The sequence below is a fragment of the Flavobacterium niveum genome (assembly GCF_055231775.1).
In genome coordinates, this window is record NZ_JBUYSX010000001.1 from 326,395 (window position 1) to 343,445 (window position 17,051).

The 17,051-nt window shown below is 45.8% G+C and carries 13 protein-coding genes; 4 read left to right on the forward strand and 9 right to left on the reverse strand.

The window, feature by feature from the left end; genetic code table 11:
• Nucleotides 1-72: 72 nt before the first annotated feature.
• The 4 genes from ACZIX4_RS01410 to ACZIX4_RS01425 all read right to left on the reverse strand — a co-directional run bounded on the left by ACZIX4_RS01410 (nt 73) and on the right by ACZIX4_RS01425 (nt 3,214).
• Nucleotides 73-867 (reverse strand): alpha/beta hydrolase, encoded by a 795-nt coding sequence (locus ACZIX4_RS01410; protein WP_463333829.1) that lies wholly within the window; start codon nt 865-867, stop codon nt 73-75.
• A 33-nt stretch (nt 868-900) separates the two neighbouring features.
• On the reverse strand, nt 901-1,179 hold the full coding sequence (locus ACZIX4_RS01415; RefSeq protein ID WP_463333830.1) for a GNAT family N-acetyltransferase: 279 nt from the start codon (nt 1,177-1,179) through the stop codon (nt 901-903).
• Nucleotides 1,180-1,182: 3 nt separating this feature from the next.
• On the reverse strand, nt 1,183-2,079 hold the full coding sequence (locus ACZIX4_RS01420) for a pirin family protein (RefSeq protein WP_463333831.1): 897 nt from the start codon (nt 2,077-2,079) through the stop codon (nt 1,183-1,185).
• A 196-nt stretch (nt 2,080-2,275) separates the two neighbouring features.
• Nucleotides 2,276-3,214, reverse strand: coding sequence for a ring-cleaving dioxygenase (locus ACZIX4_RS01425; protein ID WP_463333832.1), 939 nt, complete (start codon nt 3,212-3,214; stop codon nt 2,276-2,278).
• A gap of 163 nt (nt 3,215-3,377) precedes the next feature.
• Between ACZIX4_RS01425 and ACZIX4_RS01430 the strand changes: the two genes are divergently transcribed.
• Nucleotides 3,378-3,947 (forward strand): Crp/Fnr family transcriptional regulator, encoded by a 570-nt coding sequence (locus ACZIX4_RS01430; RefSeq protein ID WP_463333833.1) that lies wholly within the window; start codon nt 3,378-3,380, stop codon nt 3,945-3,947.
• Nucleotides 3,948-4,119: 172 nt separating this feature from the next.
• On the forward strand, nt 4,120-4,860 hold the full coding sequence (locus ACZIX4_RS01435) for an SDR family oxidoreductase (protein ID WP_463333834.1): 741 nt from the start codon (nt 4,120-4,122) through the stop codon (nt 4,858-4,860).
• Nucleotides 4,861-4,993: 133 nt separating this feature from the next.
• On the opposite strand, the gene ACZIX4_RS01440 is transcribed toward ACZIX4_RS01435, so the two are convergent.
• From ACZIX4_RS01440 to thrA, 5 genes are all read right to left on the reverse strand, one after another.
• On the reverse strand, nt 4,994-7,126 hold the full coding sequence (locus ACZIX4_RS01440; protein WP_463333835.1) for an RICIN domain-containing protein: 2,133 nt from the start codon (nt 7,124-7,126) through the stop codon (nt 4,994-4,996).
• Nucleotides 7,127-7,300: 174 nt separating this feature from the next.
• Nucleotides 7,301-8,842 (reverse strand): glycosyltransferase family 39 protein, encoded by a 1,542-nt coding sequence (locus ACZIX4_RS01445; protein WP_463333836.1) that lies wholly within the window; start codon nt 8,840-8,842, stop codon nt 7,301-7,303.
• Nucleotides 8,843-8,858: 16 nt separating this feature from the next.
• Nucleotides 8,859-10,151 (reverse strand): threonine synthase, encoded by a 1,293-nt coding sequence (gene thrC, locus ACZIX4_RS01450; protein WP_463333837.1) that lies wholly within the window; start codon nt 10,149-10,151, stop codon nt 8,859-8,861.
• Complete coding sequence (locus ACZIX4_RS01455; protein ID WP_463333838.1) at nt 10,148-11,071, reverse strand: homoserine kinase; 924 nt, start codon at nt 11,069-11,071, stop codon at nt 10,148-10,150. Before ACZIX4_RS01455 ends, thrC begins: the two co-directional genes overlap by 4 nt.
• 152 nt (nt 11,072-11,223) lie before the next feature.
• On the reverse strand, nt 11,224-13,674 hold the full coding sequence (thrA, locus tag ACZIX4_RS01460) for a bifunctional aspartate kinase/homoserine dehydrogenase I (RefSeq protein ID WP_463333839.1): 2,451 nt from the start codon (nt 13,672-13,674) through the stop codon (nt 11,224-11,226).
• A 294-nt stretch (nt 13,675-13,968) separates the two neighbouring features.
• Here thrA and ACZIX4_RS01465 point away from each other — a divergent pair, with 294 nt between their 5' ends.
• Both ACZIX4_RS01465 and hutH read left to right on the forward strand, forming a co-directional pair.
• Nucleotides 13,969-15,468, forward strand: coding sequence for an NAD(P)H-hydrate dehydratase (locus ACZIX4_RS01465; protein ID WP_463333840.1), 1,500 nt, complete (start codon nt 13,969-13,971; stop codon nt 15,466-15,468).
• 69 nt (nt 15,469-15,537) lie between these two features.
• Nucleotides 15,538-17,046 carry a histidine ammonia-lyase gene (gene hutH / locus ACZIX4_RS01470; RefSeq protein ID WP_463333841.1) on the forward strand — a complete coding sequence of 503 codons (1,509 nt, stop codon included), beginning with the start codon at nt 15,538-15,540 and terminating at the stop codon, nt 17,044-17,046.
• Nucleotides 17,047-17,051 lie beyond the last annotated feature (5 nt).

The window sequence follows — 17,051 nt, forward strand, 5'->3', positions numbered from 1 at the left end:
GGTTGAATACAGAATTTTGAGGCAAGTTACAAAAATGTTGCTTACCAATGCATATACGGCTTTTGCAGGCTGTTAATCCTTATAGTTTACGTTGATTTCCAGCCATGACAATATAAACTCGGCTACGTCTTGCCAACCCGGTTGGCGCAGTACAAAATGGTTACGCCCTTTAAACGCCTGGTAATGGATTACCGAATGGTTTTTGTTGTAGCGGATATAGTTTTCGTATACCAATGATTGCGGCACTATACGGTCTTCGCTGCCGGTGGTGAGCAGCAGTGGCGGATGGTGCTTGTTGAAATCAATTTTTGGCGCCGATGAAAATGCCCCTCGCAGTATTTTCCGAGATTCGGGTATGCAATAGCGGTCGTAAGATTTTTGCTGTGCTTCTGTATTAAGGCCATTAGTAAACGTATATTTCCACTCATTAAGGTGCATTTGGTACACTTTTTTGCTGAAAGGGAGTACGCCAAGCGGGTTTATGATGGACTTTAAAAACGACCATTCAAATGAAAATATACCCTTTGGTGGAACCGAATGTATGGCAATGCCAGAGGCAACCAAATCTTTGTTTACCAATGACTGTACTATAAGCCCACCTATAGAATGCCCTATAACTATAGGCTTCTGTGGCATGGATTTTATAATGTTTTCGTAATGGGCTATGATGTCATCAAGCGTAAGTGATGCAAAATCTTTGTCGTTGGGTAATGTTTCACGGAGTGTTTCGGCCTGGGCTTCCTTGCCGGGCCATGCAGGCGACAGTGTGGTGTAGCCCTGGGCAGTAAAATAGGCCTTCCATTCATCCCAAATGGTATGGGATACGAAAGCGCCCGTAATAAATACTATGGTTTTAGATATGTTCATTTTCTTTTCCTGGGGAGGAGTTGGGGGATAGTTTTAAGCTGCTAATACGTCTTGTATTTCCGGTCTGCGGTCAAACATTTTTTTCGCAAAGGGGCATTCCGGTATAATTTTTACGTTTTTCTGACGGGCATACGCCACCGCTGCATCCAGCAGGGTAGTACCCACGCCTTTAAATTCCGGGTTTCCTACAGTGTGTTCTATGGTAAAGGTATCGGGGCTGTTCCAAAAATAGGTGAGTATACCGGCTTCCGTATCACCTTCAGTAGCCCTGAAGATGCCTTTTTTACCGTTGTCTGAGTGTTTTATCTGCATTGGTTACTTTTTTATGTTAAGGCCGGGATGCTGTTCCGGCAGGGGAACAAATCCGTGTTCGCCCTCTATTTTCGGGAACTCCTGTTTTTCCCAGCGCTCTTTTGCATCTTCAATAAGCTGTGGGTCGCTGGCTACAAAATTCCAGTAAATGTGGCGCGGCTCAGGGAAAGGCTCGCCACCAAAAATGTATAGTGTGGTGTTTTCGTTCATTGTAAATTCGCACAGCGAACTGTCTTTGGCTACCAAAAGTTGCTTCGTCCCAAAGGTATGCCCTTCGGCTTCTATGCTGCCTTCCAGTATGTACAGGCCGCTTTCACCATACAGGTTGCCATTAAATGAGGCTTTTTGCCTTTCAGTGCTTTTCAGTTCCAGGTAATACAGCGGGCTATATACCGGCACTTCCGATTTTTTACCGAAAGCCTCACCGGCTATAAGCGTATACTGTATACCATCCTGTTCCCATTTCGGCAGGCCATCGCCTTCCACATGGGCAAAGTTGGGTTCGCATTGTTCAAGTTCTTTTGGCAGGGCTACCCATATCTGCAGGCCGTGGAGCGACTTATCGCTGTGGCGCAGGTGTTCGGGTGTACGTTCAGAGTGTACGATTCCCTTGCCGGCAGTCATCCAGTTTACCTGCCCGGGAACAATTTCCACGGCAGTGCCCAGGCTGTCGCGGTGCATTATGGCACCTTCAAATAAATAGGTAAGAGTAGATAGGCCAATGTGCGGATGCGGGCCTACATCAAAGTTTTCATGGTCGCTAAGGGTAGTAGGCCCCATGTGGTCTATAAAGGCAAACGGGCCTACGGTACGCTTTTCCCTGAAGGGTAATAATCGCCCTACAAGGAAGTTACCTATGCTGGCCGGACGTTCTTCAATAATCAGGTTAATGTTAGACATGGTCAGTTTTGTAATTAGGATGTTAAGTTACTACAAAATTGTGAAATATCCGAGTGTAAAAATGTTAAATACATAACGCAGCTCCTTTAAAAACGGCTCAAATAGCGGATATGGAAATTTTAAGTTGCCAATTTTACTATAAACGAAAAACTGCCCTACATAGCAGGGCAGCCTTTCAAAGATAGTTGTGTTGTAATTAAGAATTAATAGGAACCAAATGAGCCTCTATATCTTCCCGGATGTTTTCATATTTTGCAGGAAGCTTAAGCCCTTTGCCAAGCTCTTCCAGCTTTTCATCTACCATAAATCCGGGGTTATCGGTAGCGATTTCAAATAATACTCCTCCCGGTTCCCTGAAGTACAGGCTGTGGAAGTAGTTACGGTCTATCATCGGTGTAATGTTAAGCCCGCTGTCTGCCACTTTTTCGCGGAAGTACAGTAATTGCTCGTCATTTTTCACCCTGAAAGCTACGTGGTGCACTATACCGTTCGCCACATGGCCGTGCTTTTCGTCTTTAAGTTCCACAAGGTCTACTATGGCCGCTTCGTTTACGGCATCGGTAGCATAGCGGTAGCGGTTAGCATCCTGTCCTACCAGTTTATAACCGAATATATCAGTAAGCACAGCGGCAGTACCGGTAATGCTGTTTAGCGTAAGTGTAATGTTATGGAAACCCCTTGTAGCTATATCAGCTTTTACCTCGTCTGTTTCCCAAGGCTTGCGGTCGTCTGTCTCCACTTCATATAGTTCCAGTTTTAGTCCGTCAGGGTCTACAAAAGTAAGGTAGCGTTGGCCAAAGCGTTCGGCGGGCTTGTTGTAGATAACATTATATTTTTCAAAACGCTCTACCCATTTTTCAAGGCTGCCTTTTGGTACAGAGTAGCCTATTTCGGTAGCCATGCCACTGCCTCGGCGGCCTTGTGGTATAGCACTTCCCCAAGGGAAGAACGTTAGTATGGTACCTGCACTGCCCACTTCGTCGCCAAAGTAAAAGTGGTAGGTTCCGGGGTCGTCAAAGTTTACGGTTTTTTTGATGAAACGTAAGCCAAGTACGTTGCTGTAAAAATCAAAGTTCCTTTTGGCATCTCCTGCTATCGCAGTAATGTGGTGTATGCCGTATATCCTGTTTTCCATGGTAATGATTTTGTTTAAATATTAAATTAATTGTTGTTTCATTTTGATAGTGTAAAATTACCCCACGTTATACTTGTGTGCATTGAACTAGGTTAAGAAAGTGATTTGAGAGTGTTTTGTGCATGAAAACTGCTATTGAATAGTATTTTAATACCTTTACCTTATGGTAGATAATTTTATAGCATATCTTAAAGACAAGTTTGAAATTACCGAAGAGGAAACAGACCTTATAAAAAGCGTATGCAGGCTGAAGAAGCTGCGACGCAGGCAATACCTGCTACAGGAAGGTGATATATGGCGAAACAATGCCTTTGTGTCGGTAGGATTGCTGCGTACGTATAGAGTAGATGAAAAAGGGCAGGAGCGCATTATACAATTCACCCCAGAAAACTGGTGGACGGGCGACCGCTACAGTTACGTATACGATGTACCGGCACGTTATAATATAGAAGCACTTGAAGATTGCGAGGTAGTGATTATACCAAAAGGCGATTTCGAAATGCTGCACCATGCAGTACCTGCTTTTGGCGATTTATGGCATAGTCTTGTGGAAAGGGGTTTTATAGCACTGCAAACCCGTATACAGGCAGACATAAGCTATACTTCTGAAGAAAAATATCTTGACTTTATTAAAACCTACCCCACACTGGTAAGCCGTGTGCCACAGCACATGATAGCTTCTTACCTGGGGCTTACCCCCGAAACACTCAGCCGCATACGCGCTAAAAAATAACCGTATCTATATTATTAGATATTTGTACAAAGGAAACCGTTGACATTTGTCAATGGTTTTTTTTGCGCATTGTCAATGCTTTAGGGTACCTCCTTGTCGCAACTTTGTAATGTCAAAAGCAAGTAGTTTTTGGCAATTAAAAAGAAACATTAAAATTTAAACTTTTTGTATTATGAAAACTTTAGAAAATAAAATCGCATTAGTAACGGGAGGCAGCCGTGGTATAGGTGCTGCAATTGTAAAACGCCTTGCTAACGAGGGGGCTTCAGTAGCTTTTACCTATGTATCAGGCAAAGAAGAAGCTGATAAGCTTGTAAAAGAACTGGAAGCTGATAATCATAAAGCACTTGCCATACAGGCCAATGCCGCCGATGCCGATGCCGTGAAAAAAGCTGTAGACACTGTGGCTGCTACCTTCGGTAAACTGGATATATTGGTGAACAATGCCGGAGCACTTGTAATAGGAGGATTAGATACCCTTACCCTTGAAGACTATGATAAAACGTTTAATGTTAACGTACGCGCTATTTTTGTGGCAGTTAAAGAGGCTGTAAAACACATGTCGGTAGGCGGGCGTATCATAAACATAGGCAGCACCAATGCTACCCGTATGCCTTTTGAAGGCGGAAGTATCTATGCTGCGAGTAAAGCGGCAGTACAAGGGCTTACCATGGCACTGTCTCGCGATCTTGGCCCTCAGGGTATTACCATAAACAACCTGCAACCCGGCCCTGTAAATACTGAAATGAATCCCGAAAACGGCCCGTTTGCAGATTATATGAGGACGCAGCTCTCTATAGGCCGCTATGCACAACCTGACGAAATTGCAGCCTTCACTGCTTTCCTTGCAGGCCCTGAAGCCGCATACATTACCGGTGCCAGCCTTAACATTGATGGTGGTTTTAAAGGTTAATGACCAGTGCAAATATAATAGATGAAGGCTGCCCGATAAGGGCAGCCTTCGTTTTTAGGAAAGGTATATATAAAAAACGAGTATTCCGGTTATTCTCTTAATACTTGATACTTCAACCTTTATACTTTTGTTATTACTGTTTCACTAGTTTTTGTGTTTCTATAGTACCACTTTCTGTTTGTAGGGCTATAATGTAATATCCGCCGGCAAGATGGCCTATGCTTATGTTGTTTTCGCCTTTGGCAGCATTACCCCTTGCTACTACGCTGCCGGTAAGGCTCGTTATGGTGTAGCTCCCGCTTTCATCGGCTACAAGGGTTACCTTTTCAACAGCAGGGTTTGGGTAAATGCTGAACACCGGGGTACCGGCTTCGCCCACTTTTTTATTACCGCCCATCTTTGCTGAATTTTCTACCAACGTAAGCTGCCACTGCTGGTTGGTACCGCCACCGTATCCCCATACCTGTATCAGTGCACCGTTTGCTGTAGAAACATCGGTAACATCAAGCGCCTTGCCGCTGTATACATTTTCTATTTTGTAATAGCCGCTTCCTACACTGGTTACTGTCCACTTGTAAGTATCGTTATTTACAAAGCTTTTTTGCTGCACTTTAATGCCGTCTGCCGTACTCGTGCTGGCAAGGGCAAGGTACATGTTAGTCGATTTCACACGGATGTAATATTGGCCATTTCCTGCGCTTTCAAACCTCCATCTCTGGTTGTTTCCGCCTCCGCTTGTAATGTCCCATTGCTGTATGCTGGCGCCGCTTGCTGTTGAGTTACCTGCTACGTCAAGCCCTTTGCTGCTCAGCCTTGATATAATGTTGTAATAGCCGGGGAAGCCCTGTGTGCTGCCTTCGGTCCATTTAAAGCTGATGGCCGCAGATGCGGGGATAGAGTAGGTAAATGCATTGGAACCCGAAACAATTTTAGTACTCAATGCCGAACCTGATGAGTTGTATACCACAAGCACCACAGAACCGTCGTTGTTTTTAAATGCCGATGCCGAAAGGCTGCCGTTTGTACTGCTGCTGCCGATGCGTACAGCACCGTTTTTCACAAACTTGGAAATCTGCCCGATGATATAGTAAGGTGAATTACGTGTGTAACTGCTGCTGCTGTTTATGGTAACGGCTCCCATACAATTGGTGCACCCACCCGAGGTATGTGGCCCGTAAGAGGTATCGGTAGCCAGGTTCCATTCCAGGGCGGTTTTAGACCAGTTGTTCATACTGCCGATGACTACATTTTGCAAATGCCAACCAAAATCTCCTGAAAAGCTGCCCGGGCCGCCTACGTATTGCTCAGTAAAATATACGTTTTTACCCGTATTGTTCTTCACGGTAGTCATTGCCGATATGCTGCCTGCGTACAGGTGAAAAGCCGCACCGTCTACATAGCTGCTGTTGTTCAGCACATCGGTAGGGTAGGCGGTATTGTCGCAGTTGTGGTCAAAGGCAATGATTTTCACATAGCCATATCCTGCCGACATCAGTGCAGGGCCAAGATTGTTATTGATAAAGTTTTTCTGCTCGGTAGAGTTCATGGTCATGCTCGGCTCGTTATAAGGGTTTTCCGGCTCGTTTTGAGGGGTTATTGCCCAAATCTTTATGCCCTGCGCCTGCATGGCCTGTAGGTATTTTACAAAGTAATTGGCATACACGCTGTAGTTGGCTGCCAAAAGACTGCCGCCTATCCAGCCATTATTACTCTTCATCCAGTACGGTGCGCTCCACGGGGTAGCCAGTATCTTGATGTTTGGGTTAATGGCAAGGATTTTCTGCAATATCGGCACAGTGTAGGTAAGTGTAAAACCCGACAGGCTAAAGTTATTCAGCGCTGTATCACCATAAGTGTCGTCGTAGCTGTAGGTGTACTGGCTCAGGTCTGAAGCACCGATGCTGATGCGCACCACGTTAGAACTAAGCCCGGTAGAGGGATTAAATAGTTCCTGTAAAAGGTTGTTTTGCGTTGTGGCATTCAGCCCCGAAATCACCTGTGCACTGCCATCGGTTAACGTCCAGCCATAGCCATCTATGGTTTGGTAGGTGGTGCCGGGGGTTACCGTAATGGTGTTAGAGTTACTGCCGGAGTTTGTAGCAAAGCTTACGGTGCCCTGCTGCGACAGTAGTGCGGACTGGTCTCCTTTAGTGAGCCATGGGGTTACGGTTTGAGCCAACCCCGAAAAGCTGAGAAGTAATCCGGTCGCTGAAGTAATGAATAGTTTTTTTACGCTGTTGCGCGAAATGAGTGAATGGTTTTTCATAATTAAAAATTTAATGAGACAAAATTTTAATTTTTATAAAATTAGCCTGTTAAAATTTTTAAATCATCAAAATACCCTCTATCAAAAACCTATCATTCTGCGGTTTAAATCTTTACAAAAACTTATTTAGATGTGAAAAATACTGCTGAAAATCAGTTTTTTAACAACTGTCGTTTACTCCGTTTCAAAACCTCTCCAACGATTCTTTTCGTCGGTTATATCTGCTTTTAAAAGAGGCCTGATATCTACTTTGGCACCCTTAAGGATATAAATACAAGCGCCGTTTTCTCTTGCCAATGGATTATTCAGCTTGCCATATCGCGTTACCGATTCAAAAAGCGGCTTTTCTTTTTTGCGTTCCGGGTCGGTATCACTTGCTTCCTGCACGAGGATTATGTTTTGATATTTTTTGCTGAGGTCTATCCAGTTTACATAATCGGCATTCATGGTCACGGCCTGTATGTTCGGGTCAATACTGTAATAATTTATGGCACCGGCCTGCCCGTAATTATCGCACAATACAAGGGTATTGCCGTTGTTGTCTACCTTGTGGTAGGCTTTCTCAGCCATGTAAGCAATGGCGTGCCAACCCTGCATATCGGCAAAATCCTGTGGCAGGTCGTGCAGCTTCCCGTCTTCCCAACGCGATAGCCCGAGTTCTTTGTAGCGTGCCGACACCTTTGAAATTTCCTTAGGGCCGTATATGGGGAAGGCGATTGTGGCAATCGGGATGAAGATTGCTATGGCAATGATAACCAATGCGGGCTTCAGGAAACGTTTTTTGCCGGTTTGCAGCAACTCTTCCAGGTATACCGAACCGAAGGCTATATACACAGGGTACAGTCCTATGGCGTAATATCCTTTGGCTTTAAGCCAGATGAAAATGCCCAGTATGATGAAGAATGACACAAAAAACACCCTGTATTTTTTGAATGGGATGTATAACAAAAAGCCGATAAGCGCTACAGGAACCAGGTAAAACGTACCAAGGAAAAACAACAGTTGTTCTTTTAGAAAGCCTCCACGGTCTACGTTGGCAAGCTGGGTGGTATCCAATTCCTGCATGTGGTGCAGCACCGGCCAGTAATGGTCGTATTGCCAGTATAGGTTAGGTGAAATAATAATCAGGGCTAATAACCCTGCGCCTACAATATGCCCGTTAGTAAGTATACGGCTGTTTCTGGTAAAAAGCAGTGCAGGCGCTATCCCAGCCATAAGGAATACAATGTTATACTTGTTCAGGAAACCAATGGCAAAGCCTGTTGCCATAGCATACAGCCAGCGGTTTTGCTGCGTGCTGATGTGTTTTACCAGTGCAAAACATACGAATGCCCACATCAGTATATCGAAAGAGTTGGGTTGAAACAACAGGTTAATGCGTGCCAGTGCGCTAAATATAAGTGCTGTGGCTGCAAGTATTTGGGCATAGTAACCGCCTTTCAGTTCCTTTATAATGTGCCATACCGCCACTATGGTAAGCGCCCCGAACAGGGCGGGGAAGAAGCGTACCCAAAATACGTCATTACCCAGCAGCCAGATGAGGTATGAAAACCATGAGGTAACCGGCGGTACCGATAGATAGCCCCATGCCAGGTGGTGTTCCTGGTCCAGGTGAAGGTATTCATCGCGGTGCAGGTCGTAGCCGGGGTGGATGAGGAAAAACTGTAATACTATTTTAATGATAACAAATAACAACAGTATTACAGTATTCTTCATGGCTTATAGCGGTGTTTTATTGGTGTTTTAAATAATCCTTCAGCTCACTGTAGGTACTTATCCTGGCAGCTTTTTTCTCGCCGCCCAGTACCGCCTTTATCTGATCCGGGATAGGGATTTCAATGTTAAGGTTGTTTACAATGCTGTCTGCAAATTTAACAGGATGCGCGGTTTCTAAAAACACTCCTGTTAAATTTTCATGATTTTCTAAATATTTTTTTAAACCGAGGTAACCTACAGCCCCGTGTGGGTCGCACAGGTAGCCGTTTTCCGTGTATACTTTTTGCATTGCAGCCACGGTTTCGGCATCGGTAAACGGATAGGAGGTAAGCTCGTTTTCAAGCGCGCCAAATTCCTTCCCGAACAGTTCCAGTATGCGTACAAAGTTGCTTGGGTTGCTTACATCCATGGCATTGCTCAGTGTTTCCACGGTAGGTTTTGGGGTGTATTTCTGCGAATCCATAAACCTTGGTATCGTGTCATTTACGTTGGTAGAAGCCACAAAATGCGCTATAGGCAGGCCTATTTTCTTAGCCATCATACCGGCACATATATTCCCGAAGTTACCGCTTGGCACACTTACCACTAATGGTTTACCCAGCTTTTTCAGTTCTTTGTAGGCAATGAAATAATAGAACATCTGCGGCAGCCAACGCGCGACATTTATAGAGTTGGCCGACGTAAGGCTTACATCTTTTAGTTCTTCATCAAGGAACGCCTGTTTTACCATATCCTGGCAATCGTCAAAGGTGCCATTAACTTCCAGCGCTTTTATGTTCTGTCCAAGGGTGGTCAGTTGTTTCTCCTGTACGTCGCTCACCTTACCGCTTGGGTATAGTATTACCACGTCAATGCCTTCCACACCAAGGAAACCGCTGGCTACAGCCCCGCCGGTATCACCCGAAGTGGCTACCAGTATGGTAATTTTCTTGTCTTCTCCCTGCGTAAAGTAATTCAGGCAACGCGACATAAACCGTGCACCCACATCCTTAAAAGCCATGGTAGGCCCGTGAAACAGCTCCAGCGAATACACGCCTTCTTCCACCTGAACCACAGGGAACGGAAAGGCAAGTGTTTCGGCTACAATCTGCCTAAGTTTATCTTCAGGGATTTCATCGCCCACAAATGATGCTATGGCGCGGTAGGCTATTTCTTCGTAACTGTATTGTTCTATGTTTGCTATAAAATTAGCATCAAGCTGTGGTATGCTTTCCGGGAAGTACAGCCCTTTGTCTTTGGCTATACCGGTTATGGCAGCTTCCTTAAAGCTGGTTTGTATATCGGGGTTGTTTAAACTGTAGTATTTCATTTTAATATCTTTATTCCTGTTGGATTTATTGCCGATACATGCACCTCAAACGGCACGTTGATTTCTTCAAGGACGATTTTCATGGCTTCGGCTGCCTTTTCAGCGTTTTCTTTTCCTTTGCTCAGCGCAAAGACCGATGGCCCCGAACCCGAAATCCCACCACCCAAAGCACCTGCTGCTATGGCTGCTGCCTTTAGTTCAGCGAATTTAGGTATAAGAATGCTGCGTACGGGTTCTACGAGTTCGTCGTGCAGGCTGCGGCCTATCAGTTCGTAATCATTGGTATACAGGCCACTGATGAGCCCACCCAGGTTACCGCATTGTATCGTTGCTTTTTTCAGGCTGATGTTTTCGCGCAGTACAGAGCGTGCATCCTTAGTCTTTAGTTCTATCTGCGGATGGATTACCGTAGCATACAGTTCTTTCGGGGCTTTTATACTGATGATGTCCAGCGGTTCGTAGCTGCGTACCAATGTAAACCCACCCAAAAGGGCAGGGGCTACGTTGTCGGCGTGGGCGCTGCCACTGGCCAGTTTTTCGCCCTGCATGGCGTGGACAACAAGTTCTTTTGTAGTAAGTGGGTTGCCAAGCAGATAATTAATGCCAAATACCGCGCCCGCCGCACTTGCCGCACTGCTGCCTATACCACTGCCTGCCTTGATTTTTTTGGTGATACTGATGTCAAAACCACAATCAGGTTGAAGGGCTTGAATTAGCGATAATGCTGCCACTCCGGCCACGTTCTTCTCCGTTTCCAAAGGCAAATCAGCACCGATGATTTCAGTAATGCGGATGCCTTTCTGCGCCGATTTGGTTATGGTCATTTCATCGCCCGTGCTGTCCAGGCAAAGCCCAAGCACATCAAAACCGCACGATACATTGGCTATGGTAGCCGGGCAAAATATTTTTATCTCCTCCATAGTTTTAGGCCTCACCCCAGCCCTCTCCAAAGGAGAGGGAGGAGCTACACGAGGGCGTTATCGTTATATAATAACAACAAATTATAGTATCTTTTGAGCTATATCCATTCTTGTCTCCCCTCTCCTTTGGAGAGGGGCTGGGGGTGAGGCTCTTACCTGTTTCCTATCCTGATTACATCCGCAAAAATACCCGAGGCTGTTACATCGGCACCCGCACCTGCACCTTTAATAATCAGTGGCTGGTCGGCGTAGCGGTCAGTATAGAACAGCACTATATTGTCCTTACCTTCCAGGTTATAGAACGGGTGGTCCTGCGGAATCATTTGCAGGCTAACCTTGGCCTTACCTTTCTTAAACGAAGCCACAAACTTCAGTTTAGAATGTTGTGCCTTAGCCTGTTCGTACATATTGTAAAAAGTATGTGCATGTTCTTCAAGCGACTTCAGGAATTCATCATTGGTAGTCGTAGCCATACACTCATCCGGCAGGAATGGCTTGGTCTTAATATCGTCTATCTCCATTTCGTAGCCACTTTCGCGGATAAGGATAACCAGCTTGCGCTTCACGTCTATGCCGCTAAGGTCAATCTTTGGATCCGGTTCTGTGTAACCTTCAGCCATAGCCTGTTTTACCACACTGCGGAAACTGTTGTGCTCGTTAAAGTTGTTAAAGATAAAGTTGAGGCTGCCGCTCAGTACCGCCTGTATCTTATGTATACGGTCACCGCTGGCTACCAGGTTTTTAAGGGTGTCGATGATTGGCAATCCTGCACCTACATTCGTTTCAAACAGGAACGGGGCATTGTACTGCCTGCTTAGGTTTTTCAGGTGCTTGTAGTTTGCATATTCCGATGAACAGGCTACTTTGTTGCAGGTAACCACTGCTATGCTGCTTTTCAGGTATTGGGCATACGTAGCCGCCACCTCATGGTTAGCCGTGTTGTCTACAAAAATGCTGTTGCGCAGGTTTAGTGCTTTAATCTTTTTGATGAAGCTGTCAAGGTCGCTCGGTTCACCTTTAGGCAGTAACTCTTTCCAGTTATCAAGGTCAATGCCCTCCTCATCAAAATACATGGTGCGCGAATTGGCAAGGCCTGCTATACGTACGTTCAGGTGCAGGTTGTCGCGCAGGTATTGTGCCTGCTTTTGTATTTGGGCTATAAACCTTTCGCCTACGTTGCCCACACCCATAACAAAGAGGTTAAGCTGTACGGTAGCGTCTTCAAAGAAGGTTTCGTGCAGGGTGTTCAGCGCTTTTTGCACATCCTTGCTGTCAATTACGGCAGAGATGTTACGCTCACTTGCGCCCTGTGCAATCGCCCTTATATTGATGTTGTTCTTACCCAGCGAACTGAACATACGTCCGCTAAGCCCTTGGTGGTTCTTCATGTTCTCACCCACCACGGCTATAATGCTCAGGCCGTTTTCTATAATGGCAGGGTATATTTTTCCCTGTTGGATTTCAAAACCAAATTCGGCATTGATAGCCGCTTCGGCCTTAGCCGCTTCAGCATCGGCTATACCAAGGCATATAGAGTGCTCAGACGACGCCTGAGTGATGAAGATAACACTAACGTTCTCTTTACTGATTACGTCAAACAGGCGCTTAGAGAAGCCTGCTACGCCCACCATGCCCGGGCCTTCAAGCGTAATCAGCGTGGTGTTGTCTACATTGCTGATGCCGCGTATAGGGTTATCGCTTTTTACCTCAGGCACCTTGCTTACCACGCTGCCGTGGGCTTCAGGCTCAAAGGTGTTTTTTATATGCAGGGTAATGTCCTTATTCAGTATCGGCTGTATGGTAGGGGCATAGAGTACTTTGGCACCAAAATGCGAAAGCTCCATCGCTTCTTCAAAGGTAATGTACGGAATCGGTTCCGCCTGTTTTACCAGCTTAGGGTTAGCGGTGTAAATACCGTTTACATCCGTCCAGATTTCCAGTGAAGGTACCTCAAGCGCTGCGGCTACAATGGCTGCGGTATAGTCGCTGCCGCCACGGCCCAGGGTAGTGGTATGCCCGTCAGCCGACTGGGCTATGAACCCCGGCATAACAGTTATCTTTTTATTGCTGTGCTCGAAGTAATCGAATATTAGTTTGTTTGTAGCTTCAAAGTCTACCGATGCTTTACCAAAACGGCTGTTGGTCTGTATCAGTTCGCGACTGTCGGCGAGTTCGGTATCTTCGTCCTGTGCTAATAGGGCTTCCGAAATAATATATGATGAAAGCACCTCCCCGAATGACAGGATAAGGTCTTTGGTACGTTCAGATAATTCACCAAGGAGCGAGCAGCCGTCCAGCAGGGTTTCCAGGCGGTTCAGTTCGCGTTTCACGTGGCTCAGTACGGCGCTTTGCCCTGCCACGGGTATCAGTTCCTTTACGGTATCAAGGTGGCGGCTTTCTACAGCCTGTACAATTTCTTTATAGGTTTCGTGTTTTTCTGAGGCTTGTACTGCGGCATTAAGCAGCAGGTCGGTAACGCCGCCAAGGGCTGATACTACTACAATTACAGATTCTTTTTCACTTTTTTGCTTGATGATGTTTATGCAGCGCGATATGTTTTGCGCATTGGCAACAGAGGTTCCGCCAAACTTTATGACATTCATTTCTGAAATGGTTTTCGGTAAATATATGGATTTAAATACAGAGGGTTGCGCTATTTTCTCCCGAAAATAACCCTTAAAATGGCTATATGTAAATGATTATACCCCGCAAGGGGTGATGCCGGTGCCGGTTGTTGTGCCAATAATGCCGAAAGCCCCAATGGATGAGGCGGCAATTGTTAAATATTTATTGGCGAAGTGATTCATATAGTTACAAATGTAATAATTTTACATAGCCAGCCAAATCTATACGGCCTTTTTAAGGATATTCTAAAAATTCAACAAATTAACGGGTGTATGAAAATTTTTGAAACAAAAAACATTCGCGAAGCTGATAAAATAACAATAGAAAACCAAAATATCACCTCGTACCAACTTATGGAACGGGCCGCCACCGAAGCTTTTTTGTGGATTAAAAAACACTTCCCCGATAAGGAAACCACCTTCCACGTTTTTTGCGGGCGTGGTAACAACGGTGGTGATGGCCTGGTAATAGCCCGCCTGCTGCATACCGATAACTACCCTGTGAAGGTGGATGTGGTAGACGCGGCAGGGCAGCCCACAGCCGATTTTGAAACCGCTTTGCAGGATCTGCTGGCAAGCGGCATTGAAGATAATAAAGGATTGGAATACGAATATGAAAGGGGCAAGCTGATTTACATAGATGCTCTATTTGGCATTGGCCTGAACCGAGACATGCCCGAAGCAGTAGTAAACGTCATTGAAAAAATAAACCGTTGCGACGGCCATGTTATTTCTATAGATGTGCCCAGTGGCCTGTTTATGGACAAGCCTACTATCGTTGCCGTTAAAAGTGATTATGTGTTTACCTTCCAGTTCCCGAAGCTGGCGTTTTTCCTGCCGGGTAACAGCGCATTTGTAAACCGTATAAAAGTGCTGGATATTGGCCTTGATAAAGATTATATCAAAGTTACTCCTACAACGCACTACTTTATAGACCGTAAAGAGATTTCGCCACGATACCGCCCCGTGAAACCCCATGCGCACAAAGGCACGCAGGGGCATGCACTGATTATTGGTGGCAGCTATGGCAAAATTGGCGCAGTATGCCTTGCGGCCAAAGCAGCGCTGAAAGCCGGTTGCGGTTTGGTTACGGCCTACCTGCCGGAATGCGGTTATGAGGTGATGCAATCTTATTTTCCTGAAGCGATGGCACTGACGGATGGTGAAGGGCATATACAAAATATCAACTTCGATGTACAGCCGAAAGCCATTGGGCTTGGGCCCGGCATAGGTCAGCATCCCGAAACGCAGGAGGCTATTTATAATTTCCTGCAAAGGCAAACCCAGCCATTAGTCATTGATGCCGATGCACTGAATATTTTGGCACAAAATAAAGACTGGCTGCAACACCTGCCCGAAAATACCATACTTACCCCGCACCCTAAAGAGCTGGAACGCCTTATGGGCAGTTGGGACAACGATTTTGATAAGTTGGATAAGATGAAGGCTTTTGCATCGCAATACAAACTGGTACTGGTAGCTAAAGATGCCCATACCATGGTAGTGTATGGCGATAACGTATACATCAATTCCACAGGGAATGCTGCGCTGGCTACCGGTGGCAGCGGCGATTGCCTTACGGGAATTATTACAGGGCTGCTGGCACAGGGCTACAACCCGGTAGATGCTGCTATTTTTGGCGTATACCTGCACGGGCTTACTGCCGATGTGGGCATACACGAAACAAGCGTACAGGCATTTACGGCAAGCGACATACTGTATTATCTGGGCAAAGCCTACCTGAAAATAGAGGCAGAATGCAGGCAAAAATGAAATATCTGTAAAATTGTTGTTTTTTAATTGAAGATTAGTGAATTTTGGGCTTTCAAAAATCCGCACCTGATGGAGAACATACATTATATCAGCAGTGATATCCTTTCCCTTGAAACTGTGAACATTATCCTTACCCAGGATAAGAAGCTTGCCCTTAGCGAGGAAGCCCGTGCCAATATAGAAAAGTGCCGCGCCTACCTGGATAAGAAAATGGAGACCCACGAAACGCCCATTTACGGTATCAATACCGGTTTTGGTGCGCTGTATAATGTAAAGATTGACACCGATAACCTTTCCAAACTACAGGAAAACCTTGTGAAATCGCACGCCTGCGGTACCGGTGATGTAGTACCCGAAGCCATAGTAAAGCTTATGCTGCTGCTAAAGATACAGTCGCTGAGCTATGGCAACAGCGGTGTGCAGCTTGTTACCGTAGAGCGCCTTATCGATTTTTATAATAACGACATACTGCCGGTAGTGTACAACCAAGGCTCACTTGGGGCATCTGGTGATTTATCGCCACTGGCGCACCTTTCATTGCCGCTGATAGGGGAGGGTGAGGTATTTGCCGATGGTTTCCGCCAGCCTGCACATAAGGTGCTGAATAACTTTGGTTGGGAGCCTATTGTGCTGAAAAGCAAAGAAGGGCTTGCCCTGCTAAACGGTACGCAGTTTATGAGTGCCTATGGGGTGCACATATTGCTTAGGGCTGTAAAATATTCGTACCTGGCCGATGTTATAGGCGCTATATCACTGGAAGGTTTTGATGGGCGTATAGAGCCGTTTAACGAGCACATACACATAGTACGCCCACATAAAGGGCAAATTGTTACCGCCCGCCGTTTTAATGAGCTGCTGGAGGACAGTGAAATTATAGCTCAAGCTAAAAAGCACGTACAGGATCCGTACAGTTTCCGTTGTATACCGCAGGTGCATGGCGCTACTAAAGATACTATTGATTATGTGAAGAAGGTATTCCGTACCGAAATCAATTCGGTTACAGATAACCCTAATATATTTGTAGAAAGCGATGAAATCATTTCGGGAGGTAACTTCCACGGGCAGCCGTTGGCGCTTACGCTTGATTTCCTTGGTATAGCCCTTGCCGAACTGGGCAGCATATCAGAACGCCGTACGTACCAACTTATAAGTGGGCTAAGGGGATTGCCTCCATTCCTGGTAAGCAACCCAGGGCTTAACTCAGGCTTTATGATACCGCAATACACTGCTGCAAGTATCGTGAGCCAGAACAAACAGCTTGCCACTCCGGCCAGTGTAGACAGCATAGTATCGAGTAACGGGCAGGAAGACCACGTGAGTATGGGTGCTAATGCTGCTACCAAAACACTGAGGATTATGGAAAACCTGGAGCGTATCCTTGCCATAGAGCTTATGAACGCCTCTCAGTCGTTGGAGTTCCGCAGGCCATTAAAATCGAGCGATTTCCTTGAAATGTTCATCAGTTCATACCGCGAAGAAGTACCTGTTGTAACTGAAGACCGCATACTGCATTACGACATAGAAAATACACTGTCTTTCCTGCACAACCTGCAGATTGACGAAAGCGTTTACGAATAGTAAAC

What these genes read in the sequence shown, in the direction of transcription:
- ACZIX4_RS01410 (WP_463333829.1), bottom strand. Translation starts at nt 867, where the DNA reads ATGAACATATCTAAAACCATAGTATTTATTACGGGCGCTTTCGTATCC.
- ACZIX4_RS01415 (WP_463333830.1), bottom strand. Translation starts at nt 1,179, where the DNA reads ATGCAGATAAAACACTCAGACAACGGTAAAAAAGGCATCTTCAGGGCT.
- ACZIX4_RS01420 (WP_463333831.1), bottom strand. Translation starts at nt 2,079, where the DNA reads ATGTCTAACATTAACCTGATTATTGAAGAACGTCCGGCCAGCATAGGT.
- ACZIX4_RS01425 (WP_463333832.1), bottom strand. Translation starts at nt 3,214, where the DNA reads ATGGAAAACAGGATATACGGCATACACCACATTACTGCGATAGCAGGA.
- ACZIX4_RS01430 (WP_463333833.1), top strand. Translation starts at nt 3,378, where the DNA reads ATGGTAGATAATTTTATAGCATATCTTAAAGACAAGTTTGAAATTACC.
- ACZIX4_RS01435 (WP_463333834.1), top strand. Translation starts at nt 4,120, where the DNA reads ATGAAAACTTTAGAAAATAAAATCGCATTAGTAACGGGAGGCAGCCGT.
- ACZIX4_RS01440 (WP_463333835.1), bottom strand. Translation starts at nt 7,126, where the DNA reads ATGAAAAACCATTCACTCATTTCGCGCAACAGCGTAAAAAAACTATTC.
- ACZIX4_RS01445 (WP_463333836.1), bottom strand. Translation starts at nt 8,842, where the DNA reads ATGAAGAATACTGTAATACTGTTGTTATTTGTTATCATTAAAATAGTA.
- thrC (WP_463333837.1), bottom strand. Translation starts at nt 10,151, where the DNA reads ATGAAATACTACAGTTTAAACAACCCCGATATACAAACCAGCTTTAAG.
- ACZIX4_RS01455 (WP_463333838.1), bottom strand. Translation starts at nt 11,071, where the DNA reads ATGGAGGAGATAAAAATATTTTGCCCGGCTACCATAGCCAATGTATCG.
- thrA (WP_463333839.1), bottom strand. Translation starts at nt 13,674, where the DNA reads ATGAATGTCATAAAGTTTGGCGGAACCTCTGTTGCCAATGCGCAAAAC.
- ACZIX4_RS01465 (WP_463333840.1), top strand. Translation starts at nt 13,969, where the DNA reads ATGAAAATTTTTGAAACAAAAAACATTCGCGAAGCTGATAAAATAACA.
- hutH (WP_463333841.1), top strand. Translation starts at nt 15,538, where the DNA reads ATGGAGAACATACATTATATCAGCAGTGATATCCTTTCCCTTGAAACT.